The 14719-nt window shown below is 64.7% G+C and carries 12 protein-coding genes and 1 pseudogene; 4 read left to right on the top strand and 9 right to left on the bottom strand.

Annotated features, from left to right (window positions below; translation table 11 throughout):
- Window positions 1-54: 54 nt before the first annotated feature.
- The 3 genes and pseudogenes from WCL10_RS13930 to WCL10_RS13940 all read right to left on the bottom strand — a co-directional run.
- Window positions 55-399 (bottom strand): annotated as a pseudogene (locus tag WCL10_RS13930) (IS21 family transposase); the annotation flags it as partial.
- A gap of 217 nt (window positions 400-616) precedes the next feature.
- Complete coding sequence (locus WCL10_RS13935; protein ID WP_336896268.1) at window positions 617-1681, bottom strand: glycoside hydrolase family 88 protein; 1065 nt, start codon at window positions 1679-1681, stop codon at window positions 617-619.
- Between the two features lie 234 nt (window positions 1682-1915).
- Window positions 1916-2440, bottom strand: a complete 525-nt coding sequence (locus WCL10_RS13940) for a cytochrome c family protein (RefSeq protein WP_336896269.1) — start codon at window positions 2438-2440, stop codon at window positions 1916-1918.
- Window positions 2441-2703: 263 nt separating this feature from the next.
- Between WCL10_RS13940 and WCL10_RS13945 the strand changes: the two genes are divergently transcribed.
- Together WCL10_RS13945 and WCL10_RS13950 are read left to right on the top strand one after the other, a co-directional pair.
- Window positions 2704-4275, top strand: a complete 1572-nt coding sequence (locus WCL10_RS13945; RefSeq protein ID WP_336896270.1) for a GtrA family protein — start codon at window positions 2704-2706, stop codon at window positions 4273-4275.
- 39 nt (window positions 4276-4314) lie between these two features.
- Window positions 4315-5610 carry a PLP-dependent transferase gene (locus tag WCL10_RS13950; RefSeq protein WP_336896271.1) on the top strand — a complete coding sequence of 432 codons (1296 nt, stop codon included), beginning with the start codon at window positions 4315-4317 and terminating at the stop codon, window positions 5608-5610.
- A gap of 158 nt (window positions 5611-5768) precedes the next feature.
- Here WCL10_RS13950 and ggt read toward each other — a convergent pair whose 3' ends face one another.
- The 5 genes from ggt to WCL10_RS13975 form a co-directional block, all read right to left on the bottom strand.
- Window positions 5769-7493: a gamma-glutamyltransferase gene (gene ggt / locus WCL10_RS13955; RefSeq protein WP_336896272.1), complete on the bottom strand. Its 1725-nt coding sequence runs from the start codon at window positions 7491-7493 to the stop codon at window positions 5769-5771.
- Window positions 7494-7521: 28 nt separating this feature from the next.
- A complete protein-coding gene (locus tag WCL10_RS13960) occupies window positions 7522-7923 on the bottom strand; it encodes an MAPEG family protein (RefSeq protein WP_336896273.1) in 402 nt (133 codons plus the stop codon).
- 25 nt (window positions 7924-7948) lie between these two features.
- Window positions 7949-8374: a DUF4442 domain-containing protein gene (locus WCL10_RS13965; protein WP_336896274.1), complete on the bottom strand. Its 426-nt coding sequence runs from the start codon at window positions 8372-8374 to the stop codon at window positions 7949-7951.
- Window positions 8375-8382: 8 nt separating this feature from the next.
- The gene (locus WCL10_RS13970; protein ID WP_336896275.1) at window positions 8383-10122 is read right to left on the bottom strand and encodes an amidohydrolase; all 1740 of its coding nucleotides are present in this window, start codon (window positions 10120-10122) and stop codon (window positions 8383-8385) included.
- A gap of 63 nt (window positions 10123-10185) precedes the next feature.
- Complete coding sequence (locus WCL10_RS13975; protein ID WP_336896276.1) at window positions 10186-11622, bottom strand: glycosyltransferase; 1437 nt, start codon at window positions 11620-11622, stop codon at window positions 10186-10188.
- 96 nt (window positions 11623-11718) lie between these two features.
- Here WCL10_RS13975 and WCL10_RS13980 point away from each other — a divergent pair, with 96 nt between their 5' ends.
- Complete coding sequence (locus WCL10_RS13980; RefSeq protein WP_336896277.1) at window positions 11719-12273, top strand: cytochrome b; 555 nt, start codon at window positions 11719-11721, stop codon at window positions 12271-12273.
- A gap of 4 nt (window positions 12274-12277) precedes the next feature.
- On the opposite strand, the gene WCL10_RS13985 is transcribed toward WCL10_RS13980, so the two are convergent.
- Window positions 12278-12808, bottom strand: a complete 531-nt coding sequence (locus tag WCL10_RS13985; protein WP_336896278.1) for an HD domain-containing protein — start codon at window positions 12806-12808, stop codon at window positions 12278-12280.
- A 182-nt stretch (window positions 12809-12990) separates the two neighbouring features.
- Here WCL10_RS13985 and WCL10_RS13990 point away from each other — a divergent pair, with 182 nt between their 5' ends.
- On the top strand, window positions 12991-14715 hold the full coding sequence (locus WCL10_RS13990) for an amidohydrolase (protein WP_336896279.1): 1725 nt from the start codon (window positions 12991-12993) through the stop codon (window positions 14713-14715).
- Window positions 14716-14719: the final 4 nt, after the last annotated feature.

Here is a 14719-nt window from a genome sequence, read left to right on the forward strand (position 1 = left end):
CGCGAACGCCTATAATCTCACGCACCAGATGTCCCGCTAGATCGTCAACCTTACATCCTTGCGCCGTTCGATCTTCCAGCGCGTCGCATAGCGCCGCACCGCATCGTAAGAACCCTCAAAGCCTTCTCGCACCAGCAGGTCATGGATCCGCGTCATCCGCAGCCGGTCACGCCTGCCGCGCACCTCGTTCTCTTCCAGCAGCGTGTTCAGGCGATCCTGAAACGGACCGATCCTGGGCAGCGGCTGAACCTTGCGCTGATAATCAAAGGCGCCCTCCGGCGCTCGGACTGCTTTGCGGATGACCTTCCGCGACACATGCAGATCCCGCGCGATCGCCTTGATCGCCTTGCCTCCGGCATACTCGCGCCGGATCCGAACCACTGTCTCCAAAACCAACATCCCGATCTCGCCGCCTGAAAATCCAGCCAGCTGCTTAAACCATCGAAATGAGGGGTCCCTTTTAGACGCCGATCACCCCGCTAACGGGGTCCTTTTTGCACGCCGATCCACAGGCCCGGCTCCCTGCGATGGCGGGGGGCCGGGTTTTTCTTTGGCGAATGGGATACTTCATTTGCGCTCGATTGCGATGCTGCCAAAGCGCGCGCTCGCTCCGAATTCAGCGCCAATCCAGGTCGGACACCGCACAGGCCGCCATGATGAACGCTGCCGAGCCGTAAAACTGCGTGTCCGTTGAAAGGACATTGTCCGGACGGTCGCCAACTTGCTGTACCCATCCGACTTTGCCGTCACGCGACATGGCCCCGCTCAGCGCCGACCAGCCGGACCGAATCACCGGTTCAAAGTCCTTTCGGGAAAGAAGGCCTGCTTTGACACCATAAGCGATGCCATAGACTATGAATCCGGTCCCGCTTGATTCAGGGGGAGAAACTCCTGCATCCGCCAGTAGCGAGGGCGACCAGAACCCATCAGGGCGCTGAAGCTGCTTGAGGCGCGACGCCATGCTGCGCACAAGATTTTCGTAGTAAGGCCGTCGGGAATCCCTGGCAGGAAGGGCTTGTAGTATCCGCGCAACGCCCGCGAGCACCCAGCCATTGCCGCGCGCCCAGAATATCTTTTCACCAGCAGAGTTGCGCAGCTCAAGGAATCGGCTGTCGCGAAAGTAGAGGCTTTCCGCTGGATCCAGTAGAAAGATCGTCGTTGCCTTGAACTCGCCATCAGCAAAGCGGGCATACCGAGGATCGCCCGTGGCGCGGGTCAACTCGAAATAGGTTGGCGGGGCCATGAACAAGGCGTCCGCCCACGACCATCGGTCGTCGGGATCGGGGTCGGCAGGGTTGTCGCTCATCGCAAGCCCCGCCGGAGAAGGATGACGGACAACGTGATCGAGACCGGCGACAACTCCAGCGAGGGCAGCACGGCCGCCGCCGTTCCGGGCTGCCCAGATGTAGGAAGAGCCCACCAGATGATCATCAGCGTGGAAAGGGCGATCCCCCAGCCGCCAACCAGTGGAGCGACCGAGATCGATGACGGCGTCGCGGTAGCGCCTCTTGCGGCTGCGATCGGCGAGCATAGTCAGCGCGACGTAGAACGTGGCCTGCTGCCACCCGCGGGTATCGCGCGTGTCGCGCGCGACCTTGCGAATCTGGGACATGTCAGTGAGGTGGGATAACTGCCAGTCAGCTGCGTTCTCGGCCCGGGAAAGGACGACAGCGCGCTGCAAGGCTGGTTGCGCGTGAGAGGAACTCGCGAACATCGCAAGCGCTGCAATCCTACTCAAGAACCGCATACTGGCCCCCCTGCCAACGGGAAACATGCTGCGCAAACTCTAGCACACATGGTGCAACCGCAGCGATTGCTTGTTGCGGTTTCGATCTGCAGCCTTCTCGATCAACCACAAAAAAACGCCGCCCCCTTCCGGGAGCGGCGCTGTTTTTGCACTGACTGGTGCGGACGCTTACTTCGTCGCGCTGGTCAGATAGGCGATCACGTCGGCGCGGTCCTGGCCCTTGGCGAGGCCGGCGAAGGACATCTTGGTGCCGGGGACGACGCGGGCGGGCTTTTCGAGGTACTGGTAGAGCTTTTCAGCCGTCCAGGTGATGCCGCTTTCCTTGTTCGCCGAGGAATAGGAGAAGCCGGCGATCTGGCCGGCCTTGCGGCCGATGATGCCGTGGAGCGAGGGCCCGATGCGGTTCACGCCCGGATCGATCACATGGCAGGTCTTGCACTGGGTGAAGATCTTCTCACCGGCGGCAGCGTCGCCCGTCATGTCGGCGAACTTGGTGCCATCGACAGTGTCGGTCGCATCGGCGGCAACCTTGGTGGTCGCAGCACCGGCAGCGCCGGCGTCAGCAACGGGGGCAGCAGCCGAAGCCGCAGCAGGCGCTTCGGCGGGGGCCGCAGCTTCTTCCTTCTTGCCACCGCACGCCGCCAGGGCGGCGGAAAGGGCGATCAGACCGAGGTATCCTCTCAAATTGCTCATGGCCACTCCTTCACGAATTGGGGCTGTTGCAGACTGCCGAACGATTATGACGAAAATTGGAGACCGGCAACGGGCAATGTCGACGCGGCAGCCTATGATCGTGTTCCTTACACACATTTAATCTTCACGCAGCCGGGCGTGCAGGCAATTGTCCACAAGGGCATGTCGCTATCGGTGCGCCGATCTGCCATCGCGTCGCGGTTTTGCGCGCCATCACGGCGCCCTTTGACAGCAGCGCGGCAGCGCCCGTAAAGGCAGGCGGGATGAGGGTATGGCTGTTCTCGGTATTGGTCGATGATGCGCGTGGAGGGCCCGCGCGCGCGGACCCGCTTGGCGAGCTGACGCTGATCCTACTGCTGAGTGCGCTCGCGGCGCTACCCGCAATCGCCGCGCCGATCCTGCCGCTGATCGACCTTGGCGGCCATATCGCGCGCTACGCGGTGCAGCTCGATGCGGGCCGCTCGCCGGTGCTGGCCAATTGGTACAGCTTCGAATGGGGGCTGCTTCCCAACCTCGGTGTCGATCTGCTGGTTCAGCTGCTCGGGCCGATCATCGGACTGGAGCCGGCGGTCCATCTGATCGTGGGGTCGATCCCGCCGCTCACCGTTTCTGGCATGCTGCTGCTCTCGCGCGCGGCGCACGGGCGCATCGGCGTGAATGCGCTTTATGCGCTGCCTTTGGCGATCTCGTTGCCCTACCTCTACGGCTTTGCCAACTTCGCCCTGTCGATTGCGCTCGCCTTCCACGCCATGGCGCTGTGGATCGCGCTGGAGCGCCGCCCGGTGCTGCGCACCGCGCTGTTCGTGCCGATCGGCTTCCTGCTGTGGCTGTGCCACCTCGTCGGCTGGGCGGTCTTCAGCCTGGTTGCCGGCATGACCGCGCCGGCGGCGGGCTGGCGAAGCGGAAAAGGCCAGGGCGCCAAGGGCGTGGTGCGCATGGTGCTCACCACCGGCCTGATGACCGCGCCGCTGCTGCTGGGCCCGCTGATCGGTGCGCTCCAGCCCAAGGAGGGCGCGGAAGCGGTGGCGCTGCTCGCCAACAACGACGCGCCGCGCAAGATCGTCTGGCTGATCATGGCGATGGCCGACCACTGGCTGGTATGGGACGCGGCGGGCGCGGCGGTCATCGCGTTCGTGGTCTACATCAGCCTGCGCACGCGCGGCTTCGTGGTACAGGCCGGGCTGATGCTAGCCGCGCTCGCGCTGCTCGGGCTCTTCCTCCTCATGCCCGACACGATCATGGGCTCGCGCTTTGCCGATATGCGGCTGGGGCCGGTGATTCTCGCGCTGTTCGTGCTGGCAAGCGCACCGGGCCCGCTGGTCGATCCACGCCTCACGCGCTGGCTGCTGATCGGGGGCCTTGTGTTCGGCGGCGCACGGCTGGCGACCAACACCGCCAGCATGGCGATGGCCGGAAACCAGTATGCCGAAACGCTGACTGCGATCGAGGCAGCGCCGCGCGGGGCCAACCTCGTCTCGCTCTACGTCGACGAATGCAAGGGCTGGAGCACCGACCGGCGCCGCCACATCATGGGCTATGGCCTGGTGCGGCGGCACTTGTTCGACAACGGGCAATGGCAATTGCCGAGCGGCCAGCTGATCGCGATCCACAACCCGCGCCTCGCGCCGTTCGACCGCGACCCTTCGACGATCACATTCCTGGAACCCTGTGGCGAATCGCCCGGACTTGCCGCAACCGTGGCGGCGATCCCGCGCGCGGCGCGCTACCTCTGGGTAATCCGCGTCGATACCCGCACGGCGCTGCCCGGCTGGGAGCCGCTGCGAAAGACGGCCGACAGCGTGCTCTACCGTCGCTTGCCAACTCAACTTGATTGATAGACTATAACCATAAACTTCCAGAGCAGGATGCCCACCATGACCGACCTCAGCAAAGCGAAGCCTGAAACCCTTGCCCTGCACGCCGGCTGGCGCGCCGATGCGACGACCGGTTCGGTCGCAGTGCCGATCCATCAGACGACCTCGTACCAGTTCCATTCGACCGAGCATGCGGCGAACCTCTTCGCGCTCAAGGAACTCGGCAACATCTACACCCGCCTGATGAACCCGACGACCGACGTGCTCGAGCAGCGTATGGCGGCGATCGAGGGCGGCGTTGCGGCGCTGGCGGTATCCTCGGGCCAGTCGGCGACCACGCTCGCCATCCTCAACCTTGCCAAGTCGGGCGACAATATCGTTGCCTCGACGAACCTTTACGGCGGCACCTGGAACCTCTTTGCCAATACGCTGCGCGATCTTGGGATCGAGACGCGCTTTGTCGATCCGGCGGACGTCGAGGGCTTCCGCCGCGCGACCGATGACAAGACGCGCGCCTACTATGCCGAATCGCTGCCGAACCCGAAGCTGGAGGTGTTCCCCATCGCCGAAGTCGCGGCGATCGGGCGCGATTATGGCATCCCGCTGATCATGGACAACACGGCGGCGCCGCTGCTGATCAAGCCGTTCGAGCATGGCGCGGCGGTGGTGGTCTATTCCGCCACCAAGTATATCGGCGGACACGGCACTTCGATCGGCGGGCTGATCATCGATGGCGGCAATTTTGATTGGGAAGCCTTCCCCGAGCGCCAGCCGCACCTCAACACGCCGGATGCGAGCTATCACGGCGCGGTCTGGGCGCGCGATATCAAGCCCTTGGGGCCGATTGCCTATATCATCCGCGCGCGGGTGGTCTTGCTGCGTGATCTGGGCAATGCGCTTTCGCCGATGAGCGCGTTCCAGCTGATCCAGGGGCTGGAGACGATGCCGCTGAGGATGGAACGGCACTGCGCGAACGCCGCGAAGGTGGCCGCTTACCTTGCCACGCATCCCAAGGTCGCGTCCGTGATCCATCCCTCGCTGGCGACGGGGCGCGCGGCAGATCTGGCCGCGAAGTACCTCAACGGCGGCCATGGCGGGCTCGTCGGCTTCGAGCTCAAGGACGGCGGGGAAGCGGGCAAGCGCTTCATCGATGCGCTGCAGCTGTTCTACCATGTGGCGAACATCGGCGACGCGCGCAGCCTTGCGATCCATCCGGCCTCGACCACGCACTCGCAGCTTTCGGTTGACGAGCAGGCGGCGAGCGGGGTGACGCCGGGCTATGTGCGCCTCTCGATCGGGATCGAGCATATCGACGATATCCTCGCCGATCTGGGCGCGGCGCTGGACGCGGCGTAAGTCGGCCCCGACAACGAATACCCCGGTCTCGTCATTGCGAGCGTAGCGAAGCAATCCAGAGCGTCACGCACGACCGCTCTGGATCGCTTCGTCGCTTCGATCCTCGCAATGACGAGGTTTTGGGGTGAGGTTTGGAGGTGGGTTTGGGGGCCGCGCCCCTAGTACCCCACCGCCATGCCATCCTTGCGGTGGTCCGACCCGGCCCGATAGGCGCCGGTTTTCGGGTCTATCATGATGCCCTGATAGCCGCCCATCTCCGAACCATCGGTGCGGATCACCTTGTGGCCGCGCGCGGCAAGGTCTGCGCCGACGAGATCATAGAGCCCGCTTTCGAGGCGCAGCTCGTTGGGCGCCTGCTGATGGTTGAAACGCGCCGCATCGCTGGCGCTCTGCACGTTGCCCCCGAAGGCGAGGAGATTGGCGAGGACCTGCGCCTGGCCCTGTGCCTGCTGTTCGCCCTGCATCACGCCGAACGAGAAGTAGGGCTTGCCGTCCTTCGTCACGAAGCCGGGGATGATGGTGTAGAACGGGCGCTTGCCGGGGGCGAGCGCGTTGGGGCTGGCGGGATCGAGCGAGAAGGCATTGCCGCGATTGCTGAGCACGAAGCCGTAACCCGGCACGGTGACGCGCGAGCCGAAGATGCTGTAGACCGAATAGATCAGCGAGACGACGTTGCCGTCCTTGTCGGCCGTGGTGATATAGGCCGTGCCGCCGAGCGCTGGCGCCGCGGGGCCGGTGGCGGCGGCCTTCTTAATGTCGATCCGGGCACACTGCTGTGCGGCGTAGTCCTTCGAGATCAGCCGCGCGACGGGAACAGCGGAATAGTCTGGATCGCCGTCGAAGCGCTCGAGATCTGCGTAGGCCAGCTTCTTCGCCTCAACCATCAGGTGCCAGTAATCTGCAGAGCGAGGGCCGAGCCTGGCAGGATCGAGGCCGAGCTTCGCGGGGCAGACCTCGAGCATGTTCATCATTTCAAGCACGGCGAGCCCTTGCGTGCTCGGCGGCATGGCGTGGACGGTGTAGCCGCCGAAGCTCGTGCTGATCGGATCGACCCAGCGCGCGTGGATCTTGTCGAAATCGCCCGGTTGGAAGGAACCGCCCAGTGCCTGCGACTTGGCAAGGATCGCCTGTGCGATAGGGCCCTTGTAGAAGGCATCGCGACCATCCTTGGCGATCAGCCGCAGTGCGCCGGCAAGATCGGGATTGCGGAACAGGTCGCCCCAGCCGGGCGTCTTGCCGCCGGGCAGATAGACGCGCGCAGTGTCCGGGTCTTTCGCCAGTGCGGCTGAGGCCGCCTGCCATTCGCCGCCGATGCGTTCGGTGAGCGGGAAGCCTTGTTCGGCGATGCGGATGGCAGGCTGCAGCGCGGAGCCGAGGCCAAGCTTGCCATAGCGCTCCAGCAGCACCGACCAGCCATCGACTGCACCGGGCACGAGCGCGGTATGGATGCCATCACGCGGCATGCGGCTCCCGAACATCTTGCGATAGGCCTCGAGCGTGGCCCCGCCCGGCGCGCGGCCGGCGGCATCGAGCGCGACGAGGCGCTTTTCCTTGGCGACCCAGGCGATGACGAACATGTCGCCGCCGATGCCGGTCGCCTCGGGCTCCACCACGTTGATCGCGGCGGCGGCGGCTATGGCGGCATCGAAAGCATTGCCGCCGGCGTGGAGCACTTCAAGCCCGGCCTCGGCGGCGAGCGGCTGGCTGGTGGCGACCATGCCGTTCATCGCCATGACCTCAGAGCGGCTCTGCGCGGTCCAACCGCCGGCACGGTCGCCACGAACCGCATCGAAGGGGGCAGGATCGGCGCTGAAGGCCGGTACCGCGAGCGCAGCAAGCGCGGCGCCGGCAACAAGGCGAAGGCTGTATCGAAACGGCATCATGGTCTCCGGGAGCAGCTTCAAGAGCAGGTCAGGCCTGCGCCGCCAGCACCAGACACCAGCCGGCCAGCACCAGCATGGTGAGCCAGGTGCCGATGACGCCGAGCGAGCGGGGCAGCGGCGGCTTGGTATCAACGGGGGCATAGAGGCCGACGATATGCGCAGCGCGGGCCGCGAGAAACAGCCCTGCAACGACCTTGAGCCCGAGCGGCGAGGCGTGCGCCATTTCGAGAATGCCGAGCATGAGGATCACGATCGGCGCGTGTTCGGCCAGATTGGCATGCGAGCGGCTGGCGCTGATCAGCTTGGCATCGCCCTTGTCGCCGAACGCGGCACCGAGCCGCATGCGCTGGCGCACGGTATCGAATGCGGTGATCAGCAGCATGATCGCGCAAATGGCAGTGACGAGAGCGGTGACGGGCAGGATGATCATGGGGTGTTCCTTGTGGGTCTGCAGGTCAGGCCTTGGTCCAGCCGTGAGAGAGTAGCTTCACTGTAACCTTGCCGGTGGCGACGACGATGTCATTGGCGTCCAACATGGGGAATTCGGCAAAGTAGGTGGCGCTGCCCTTGCGCTCGAGATCGGCGAGGAGGCCCTCGAGCGCGGTTTTATCGAGGCTGAATTCGGCGAAGACATCGGTTGCGGCCATCTTGTGAAACGAAACCGCGATGTCCTTGATGATCGGATAGTAGCGCGCGGTATCGAGGATCGAGATGCCCGGGATGGCGGCGGTCGCCTCGGCCAGAACGGTGAAGGCGCCCATGTAGAGCACGCCGACGTGGTTCTCGTTACCGGCGAGCGGCATGCGGTAGCGCGCGTGGCCGCGGCCGCTTTCGAGTAGTTCAAGGCCGGTGCGTTCGACGAATTCGACGCGGTAGGTCATGGTGCTGCTCATGCCTTGTAGCGGACTTCGCCGCCGACGAGGGTTTGCTGGATGCGGATGTCCTTGATCTTTTCGGGGTCGATCGCGGCGGGGTCGGCGTCGAGGATGACCATGTCCGCCAGCTTGCCGGGGCTGAGGGTGCCCTTGATGTCTTCCTCGAAGGAAGCGTGGGCGCCGTTGGACGTAAGGACCTTGAGGCCTTCCATCACGGTGATCTTCTGGCTCGGGCCCCAGATCTCCCCGTTCCAGCCCTTGCGCGTGACCATGCCCTGGAGGCCCATCAGTGGGGCGAAGGGCCCAGGCGGGAAATCGGAGCCGGCGCAGACGGAGACGCCTGCGTCGATCAGCATGCGGTATGCCATCATGTGTTCCATCATCTCGGCGCCGTAGAAATGGAACTTGTCGGCGTTGTAGTAGGCGTAGCTGGTGAACAGCGCCGGGACCGCGCCCAAGGCCTTGATCCGCCCGACAAGCTCGGGCGAGACATTGGTGCAATGGGTGATCTTGGGTCGGCGGTCGGCGGGGCCGAGCAGTTTCACGCCGCGTTCGTAAGCCGAGAGCACCATGCCGATAGCGACATCGCCATTGGCGTGGAAATTGGGCTGGATGCCGGCGCGCATCTGCTTTTCGACGAGCGCGTCGAGGCCTTCCTGCGTCTGCGTGAGATTGCCGTAATAGGGCGGCGTACGGCCGGGATAAGGCGTGGCGCGCGACATGGTGCGTTCGGAGAAGGAGCCATCAGAGAACTGCTCCGCCGTGGCACCGAGGCGGATCCATTCATCACCGAAGCCGGTGCGCACGCCGTTGGCGATCATCGCATCTAGCGTGGCGCCCGAGGTTTCATAGGTGACGCGGTGGAGCAGCTTGCCCTCGCGGCGGATCTGCTGGAGCGCGCCGAAATCGTCGGCAGTGGAGGTGCCGGCAGCGACGAGGCCGGGCGCGGTGTGGCAAACGCTGGTGAGACCGTAGCGGACGAATTCGGCACTGATCCTGGTCGCCCCGGCAATGGCGCGCGCATGGAGCTGCGCCGGGGTGAGATCGGGTTCCTTGGTCTTTGCCTTGATCGGCTCGATCGCGAAATCGGTGATACGGCCCGTGAGATTGCCATTGGCGTCGCGATCATAGGTGCCGCCGAAGGGATCGGGCGTATCGCGGGTGATCCCGGCGAGCTTCAGCGCGACGCTGTTTACCACATAGGTATGGCCGCCGCGGTGGGTGATCATGACGGGGTGCGTGGTCGAGACACGGTCAAGATCGGCCATGACGATAGGGCGACCGTCCTTGATCTTGGTATCATCGTAGAAATCACCGCTGACCAGACGGCCAGGCGGAGTCTGCGCCGCACGTTCCTTGAGCAGGCCGACAATCCGGTCGATGGTGAAGAACTCGACCTCGAACGGATTGCCGACGAGGACCGAATTGAGCAGCATTTCGCCGACGGCGTGGCAATGTGCATCGTTGAAGCCGGGGACAATGGTTTGACCGCCAAGATCAACGACCTGCGTGCGGGACGTGGCAAGCGTCCTGAGTTCAGCCCAGGTGCCGACGCCGACGATGCGGCTGCCCGCGATGGCGATCGCATCGGCGGACGGGATCGCCGGATCGAGCGTTTGGATGCGCGCGCCCTTGTAGATCAGGGTGGGTGCGGGATCGAGGATCGCGGCCCACGCGCGGGACGTAAGGCTGGCGAGCGTGAGCGCGCCGCCCGATCCCAGAAGCCCGCGCCGTGTGATTGCCAGCGATGCCATGTCCTGCCCTCCCCTTTGTGCGAAGGGCATGGTGCTGGCCTTAAAGCCGCTTGGCAAGGCCTCTCAAGCCTGATGCTCCAGCGCGCTGCGGGTGGCGCGGGTCCAGGTCTGGCTGCCGGTGAGAAATGCGTACCAGCCGAGCAGCGCGCCAGTGTGGCGCAGCAATTGAAAACTGAACGGTTCGGCCAGCGCGGCGATCAGCGCGGGGCCGAAGCGCAGGCCCTCATGCTGGCCGGTCCAGCGCTTGTAGATGCCGAGCGACCAGAGGTGGAAGGTGAGATCGATTGCGATCTTGGCGATCATCACCAGCAGGATCGGGAAGGCGAGATAGAACCGCCCGGTCGCAACCAGCCAGATGAGGATAGCGAAAGCGGCAAGCCCATAGATCGGCTGGAGCGTATCAAGCGCCTTTACCGGCAGCATGCGCGTGCCGAGGAGGCCGTAACGGGCGTTGCCGACCATGTCGCGGTTCCAGTACTGCGTCTGGAGGAAGCCGCCGAACCAGCGCTGGCGCTGCTTGAGAAAGCCTCGGATCGTGGCGGGGGCATCGGTGCGGGCGAGCGCGCCGCCGACGACGCCGACGTTCCAGCCGAGACCATGATCGTGGCTATGGCGGTAGAGGCGGTGGATGAGCTCGTAATCCTCCACCATGCAATCGGAATCGAACCCGCCGACGGCAATCACCGCCTCGCGCCGAAAGGCGGCGAATGCGCCCGAGATAAGCAGCAGGCCGTTCAATTGCATCCATGCGTGCCGAGAGAGGAAATTGCGCACGTATTCGTAGGACTGGAACCATTCGAACAGGCGGCCCGAAAGCGAGGGGCCGCAGATCGGCTGGAGCACGCCGGTGGCGGCAACCAGCGCCGGATCGCGCACGAAGGCAGCGCGCATCGCGGCGATCGCGCAGGGTTCCAGCAGGGTATCGGCATCGACGGTGAGCACGACATCGGTGCGCGCGTGGACCAGCGCCTGGTTGAGCGCGCGAGCCTTGCCGCCATGGGGCAGGCGCAGCCATTGCAGGCGGGTGGCGCCGATCACGGTTTCGGCCATGCCGCCGACACAAGGGGCGGCAAGGCCATAGGCTTCGAGCATGGCAGCCGGCGTCGCGTCGGTCGAACCATCGTCGGCGATCAGGATCGCCTCGGGCGGCTGGGCCTGCGCGAGGAGGCGATTGATGGTGAGGCGGATGACACCGGCCTCATTGTGCGCGGCGACGATGACGCCCAAGGTGGGCGCATCGGCAGCAGGCGGTGCCGGGCGCGCAGCATCAGCGACCAGCTTGCGGATCTGCCATGCGGTGAACAGGAGCAAGGCGGTATCGTAGAGGATATAGGCAACACCAACGGACCACATGCCAAGGTCCTGGCGCTGGAATGCCTGGAACGTGAGCACCACGAAGAGCAGCGGCGCAGCGAGGCCGATCAGGCGGCTGACGAGCGGCACGGCGCGCGGAGTGAAGCGCGGGGACTCGGCGAGCAGGACGGTGTTGAGCGACGGCATGCCCGGGCCCATAGCCAGCCCAAGCTGAACCGGCTATTGCGTTTGCGGGCAAGCACGTGAACATTCGGCAATGATCCGAACGGAGCACAGAGCATCATGGTCAAGAAATACAGCGGCGTAGCTATTGCCCTTCACTGGATTATCGCGGTGGGCGTTTTCACGAACCTTGTGCTCCCCAATATCTGGGAAGCGATGGGCGACGAGAACGTGCGGCCCCTGATCAACACGCACAAGTCGATCGGGGTGACGGTGCTTGGCCTTGCCGTGATGCGGCTGCTGTGGCGTCTGACGCACACCCCCCCTGCCCTTCCCGCCAGCTACAAGCCGTGGGAAGTGAAAACGAGCCATGCGGCGCACTGGGCGCTTTATGCGTTCATGTTCGCGATGCCGCTGACCGGGTGGATCATGGATTCGGCATGGAAGGACGCCGCAACCCATCCGATGTCGTGGTTCGGCCTGTTTGAATGGCCGCGTATCGGCATGGTGATGACGCTGGATCCGGTAACCAAGGAAGCCTGGCACGGGGCCTTTGGCGCAGCGCACGAGATTCTGGGCTATGCGCTGTGGGCGCTTTGGGCGCTCCATGTCGGCGCGGCGTTCAAGCACCAGTTCATGGATGGTGAAAAAGAGATCCAGCGCATGATGCCGTAAGGCACTAGACGATCGCCGCCGCAGCAGCATCGAAGGCGGCTTCGAGCGCCGGGTTTGCGCCGCGCAGACCGGCAACGACCTTGTCGGCCCAGTGGACATATTCGGCCTTGCGCGCCTGATCCCAATCGGCGGGCGGCGAGGCAGCAATATCGCGCAAGTTGGCGATCTTGTCCGCAAGCTTGACCAGCTTGGCGCCGGTCGACTTGTGCGCGGCGCGGGCAACCTGGAGCTGCTTGCGCTCCGCCTTGGAAAGCGACTTGTCATCAGTCACTTCGGCGACAATGCCGGCGACTTCGGCGCCGAAACGCGCTTCGAGTTCATCGGGCGTGGTTTCGGTATCCTCGACCGTATCGTGGAGCAGCGCGGCGGCGATCACGCGCGCATCGTCAACCCCGCCTTCGCGGGCGAGGATCGTCGCAAGGCTGAGCGGATGGTTGATATAGGGCGTTGCTTCGGCATCCTTGCGGCGCTGGCGGCGATGCTTGTCGGCGGCAAAAGCCGCGGCATCGAGGACGAGAACGAGATCGGAATTCATGGCGGTCTCCTCGGCAGGATTGGTGGGCGCCAGGTCAGCCAATGACAGTTACGACCTGTCGGGACTGCGATCGTGGCTGAGCTTGGCAAGAAGCGGTGCTGATCGGGATCGATGTGCTTCGACTTGACAGCAACAGGCCTGCGCTTACCCCTTGGTCTTACAGGTGGCTCGGGGGCTTTGCTATGCGGAAAATCACGATTTCATGCGCGCTGGCGCTGGTTCTGGCGGCGGGGGCGGCGGGGGCGAAAACCTTGCCCGCCGATACGGTGCTGCATCACGGGACGATCCTGACGGTGGATGCCAAGGACCGCGTGGTTCAGGCCATGGCGATCCGGGGCGGGCGGATTGTCGCGCTGGGCAGCGACGCGGCGATCAAGGCCTTTATCGGCAAGCGCACCAAGGTGATCGATCTCGCCGGACGCACCGCGACGCCGGGAATGATCGATGCTCATGCCCATGCGCTGGAAGGTGGGATCGATGAAGTCGCGAACCTGCAGCTGGGCGAGGCATCGAGCGTCGCCGACTTTCTCGCGCGGGTAAAGGCGCGCGCGGCGGAATTGCCGCCGGGGGCCTGGGTGACGGGATCGGGCTGGAACGAATCGCGCATTGCCGAGCATCGGCCGCCAAGCCTGGCCGAGCTTGATGCCGGATCGGACGGACATCCGGTCGCGCTGGGGAACACGACCGGGCACTACACGCTGGTGAACAGTGCAGTCCTCAAGCTGGCCGGGGTTACCGCGACGACGCCGGATCCGGCGGGCGGGCGCTTTGACAAGGATGCGAGCGGCGCGCTCAACGGCGTGATCTATGACAGCGCGCAGGACGTGCTCGACAAGCTGGTGCCGCCGGTGGATGCGGCGACCCGGGCCAAGGGGCTGACACATGTGATCGAGGGTGCGCTTTCGGAGGGGCTGACGGGCTTCAAGGACCCGCGCACCGGGCGCTTGCAGTGGGACGTCTATGCCGCGGCGGCGAAGAAGGCGCCGCTCACGATGCATGTCTGCACGCTGACGTTTGCCCAGACCGACATGACGGCGGCGCGTGCGGCGGTGGACGACTATCGCCAGCGCAAGCGGGAACTGGCCGCGATGAAGGATCGGAATCTCGATGTGTGCGGGGTGAAGATCTTCCTCGACGGATCGGGCGCGGGGCGCACGGCGTGGGTCTACAAGCCGTTCGAAACGGACGCATCGCATGCCAATCCGGGCACGGGCTTTCCAATGATGGGGGCAGATGTCTACCGCCAGATGGTGGACCTCTTCACCAAGGAAGGCATGCCGATCGGCACCCACGCCATCGGGGACCGCGCGATCGATACGGTGGTCGATGCCTATGCCGACGCGCTGAAGAAGTGGCCGAAGCAGGGTCTGCGCCACAGCCTGATCCACGCCAACTTGCCGACGGAACATGCCATCGATGTGATGGCGGACCTGCAGAGGAAGTACGATTCCGGCTATCCCGAGGCACAGGCGGAGTTCCTCTGGTTCCTCGGTGATGCGCTCGCGGCGGGATGGGGGCCTGAGCGCAGCGTACGCATGATGCCTTATGCGACCTATGTGAAGCGCGGCATCATCTACAGTGACGGATCGGACTATCCGGTCACGCCCTATGCGCCGCGCTATGGCCTGTGGTCCTCGGTGGCGCGCGAACCCGATGGCGACCGCTTCGGCAAGGCGCCGTTCGGGACGGTAGAGGCAGTGGACATTCACACCGCGATGAAGAGCCACACGATCTGGGCGGCGCGGCAGCTGTTTCTCGAGAAGCAGACCGGCTCGCTGGAAGTGGGCAAGCTGGCCGACGTCGCGGTATGGGACCGCAACCCTTATGCAGTGGAAACGGCGGCGCTGAAGAACATGCGCTGCATGATGACGCTTTTTGGCGGCAAGGTCGTCTTCGAACGCAAGTGAGGCT

This window comes from Novosphingobium sp., assembly GCF_037133355.1.
Lineage (GTDB): Bacteria > Pseudomonadota > Alphaproteobacteria > Sphingomonadales > Sphingomonadaceae > Novosphingobium.

What these genes read in the sequence shown, in the direction of transcription:
- WCL10_RS13970 (WP_336896275.1), bottom strand. Translation starts at nt 10,122, where the DNA reads ATGGCATCGCTGGCAATCACACGGCGCGGGCTTCTGGGATCGGGCGGC.
- WCL10_RS13985 (WP_336896278.1), bottom strand. Translation starts at nt 12,808, where the DNA reads ATGAATTCCGATCTCGTTCTCGTCCTCGATGCCGCGGCTTTTGCCGCC.
- WCL10_RS13950 (WP_336896271.1), top strand. Translation starts at nt 4,315, where the DNA reads ATGACCGACCTCAGCAAAGCGAAGCCTGAAACCCTTGCCCTGCACGCC.
- WCL10_RS13945 (WP_336896270.1), top strand. Translation starts at nt 2,704, where the DNA reads ATGAGGGTATGGCTGTTCTCGGTATTGGTCGATGATGCGCGTGGAGGG.
- WCL10_RS13990 (WP_336896279.1), top strand. Translation starts at nt 12,991, where the DNA reads ATGCGGAAAATCACGATTTCATGCGCGCTGGCGCTGGTTCTGGCGGCG.
- ggt (WP_336896272.1), bottom strand. Translation starts at nt 7,493, where the DNA reads ATGATGCCGTTTCGATACAGCCTTCGCCTTGTTGCCGGCGCCGCGCTT.
- WCL10_RS13940 (WP_336896269.1), bottom strand. Translation starts at nt 2,440, where the DNA reads ATGAGCAATTTGAGAGGATACCTCGGTCTGATCGCCCTTTCCGCCGCC.
- WCL10_RS13960 (WP_336896273.1), bottom strand. Translation starts at nt 7,923, where the DNA reads ATGATCATCCTGCCCGTCACCGCTCTCGTCACTGCCATTTGCGCGATC.
- WCL10_RS13965 (WP_336896274.1), bottom strand. Translation starts at nt 8,374, where the DNA reads ATGACCTACCGCGTCGAATTCGTCGAACGCACCGGCCTTGAACTACTC.
- WCL10_RS13975 (WP_336896276.1), bottom strand. Translation starts at nt 11,622, where the DNA reads ATGCCGTCGCTCAACACCGTCCTGCTCGCCGAGTCCCCGCGCTTCACT.
- WCL10_RS13980 (WP_336896277.1), top strand. Translation starts at nt 11,719, where the DNA reads ATGGTCAAGAAATACAGCGGCGTAGCTATTGCCCTTCACTGGATTATC.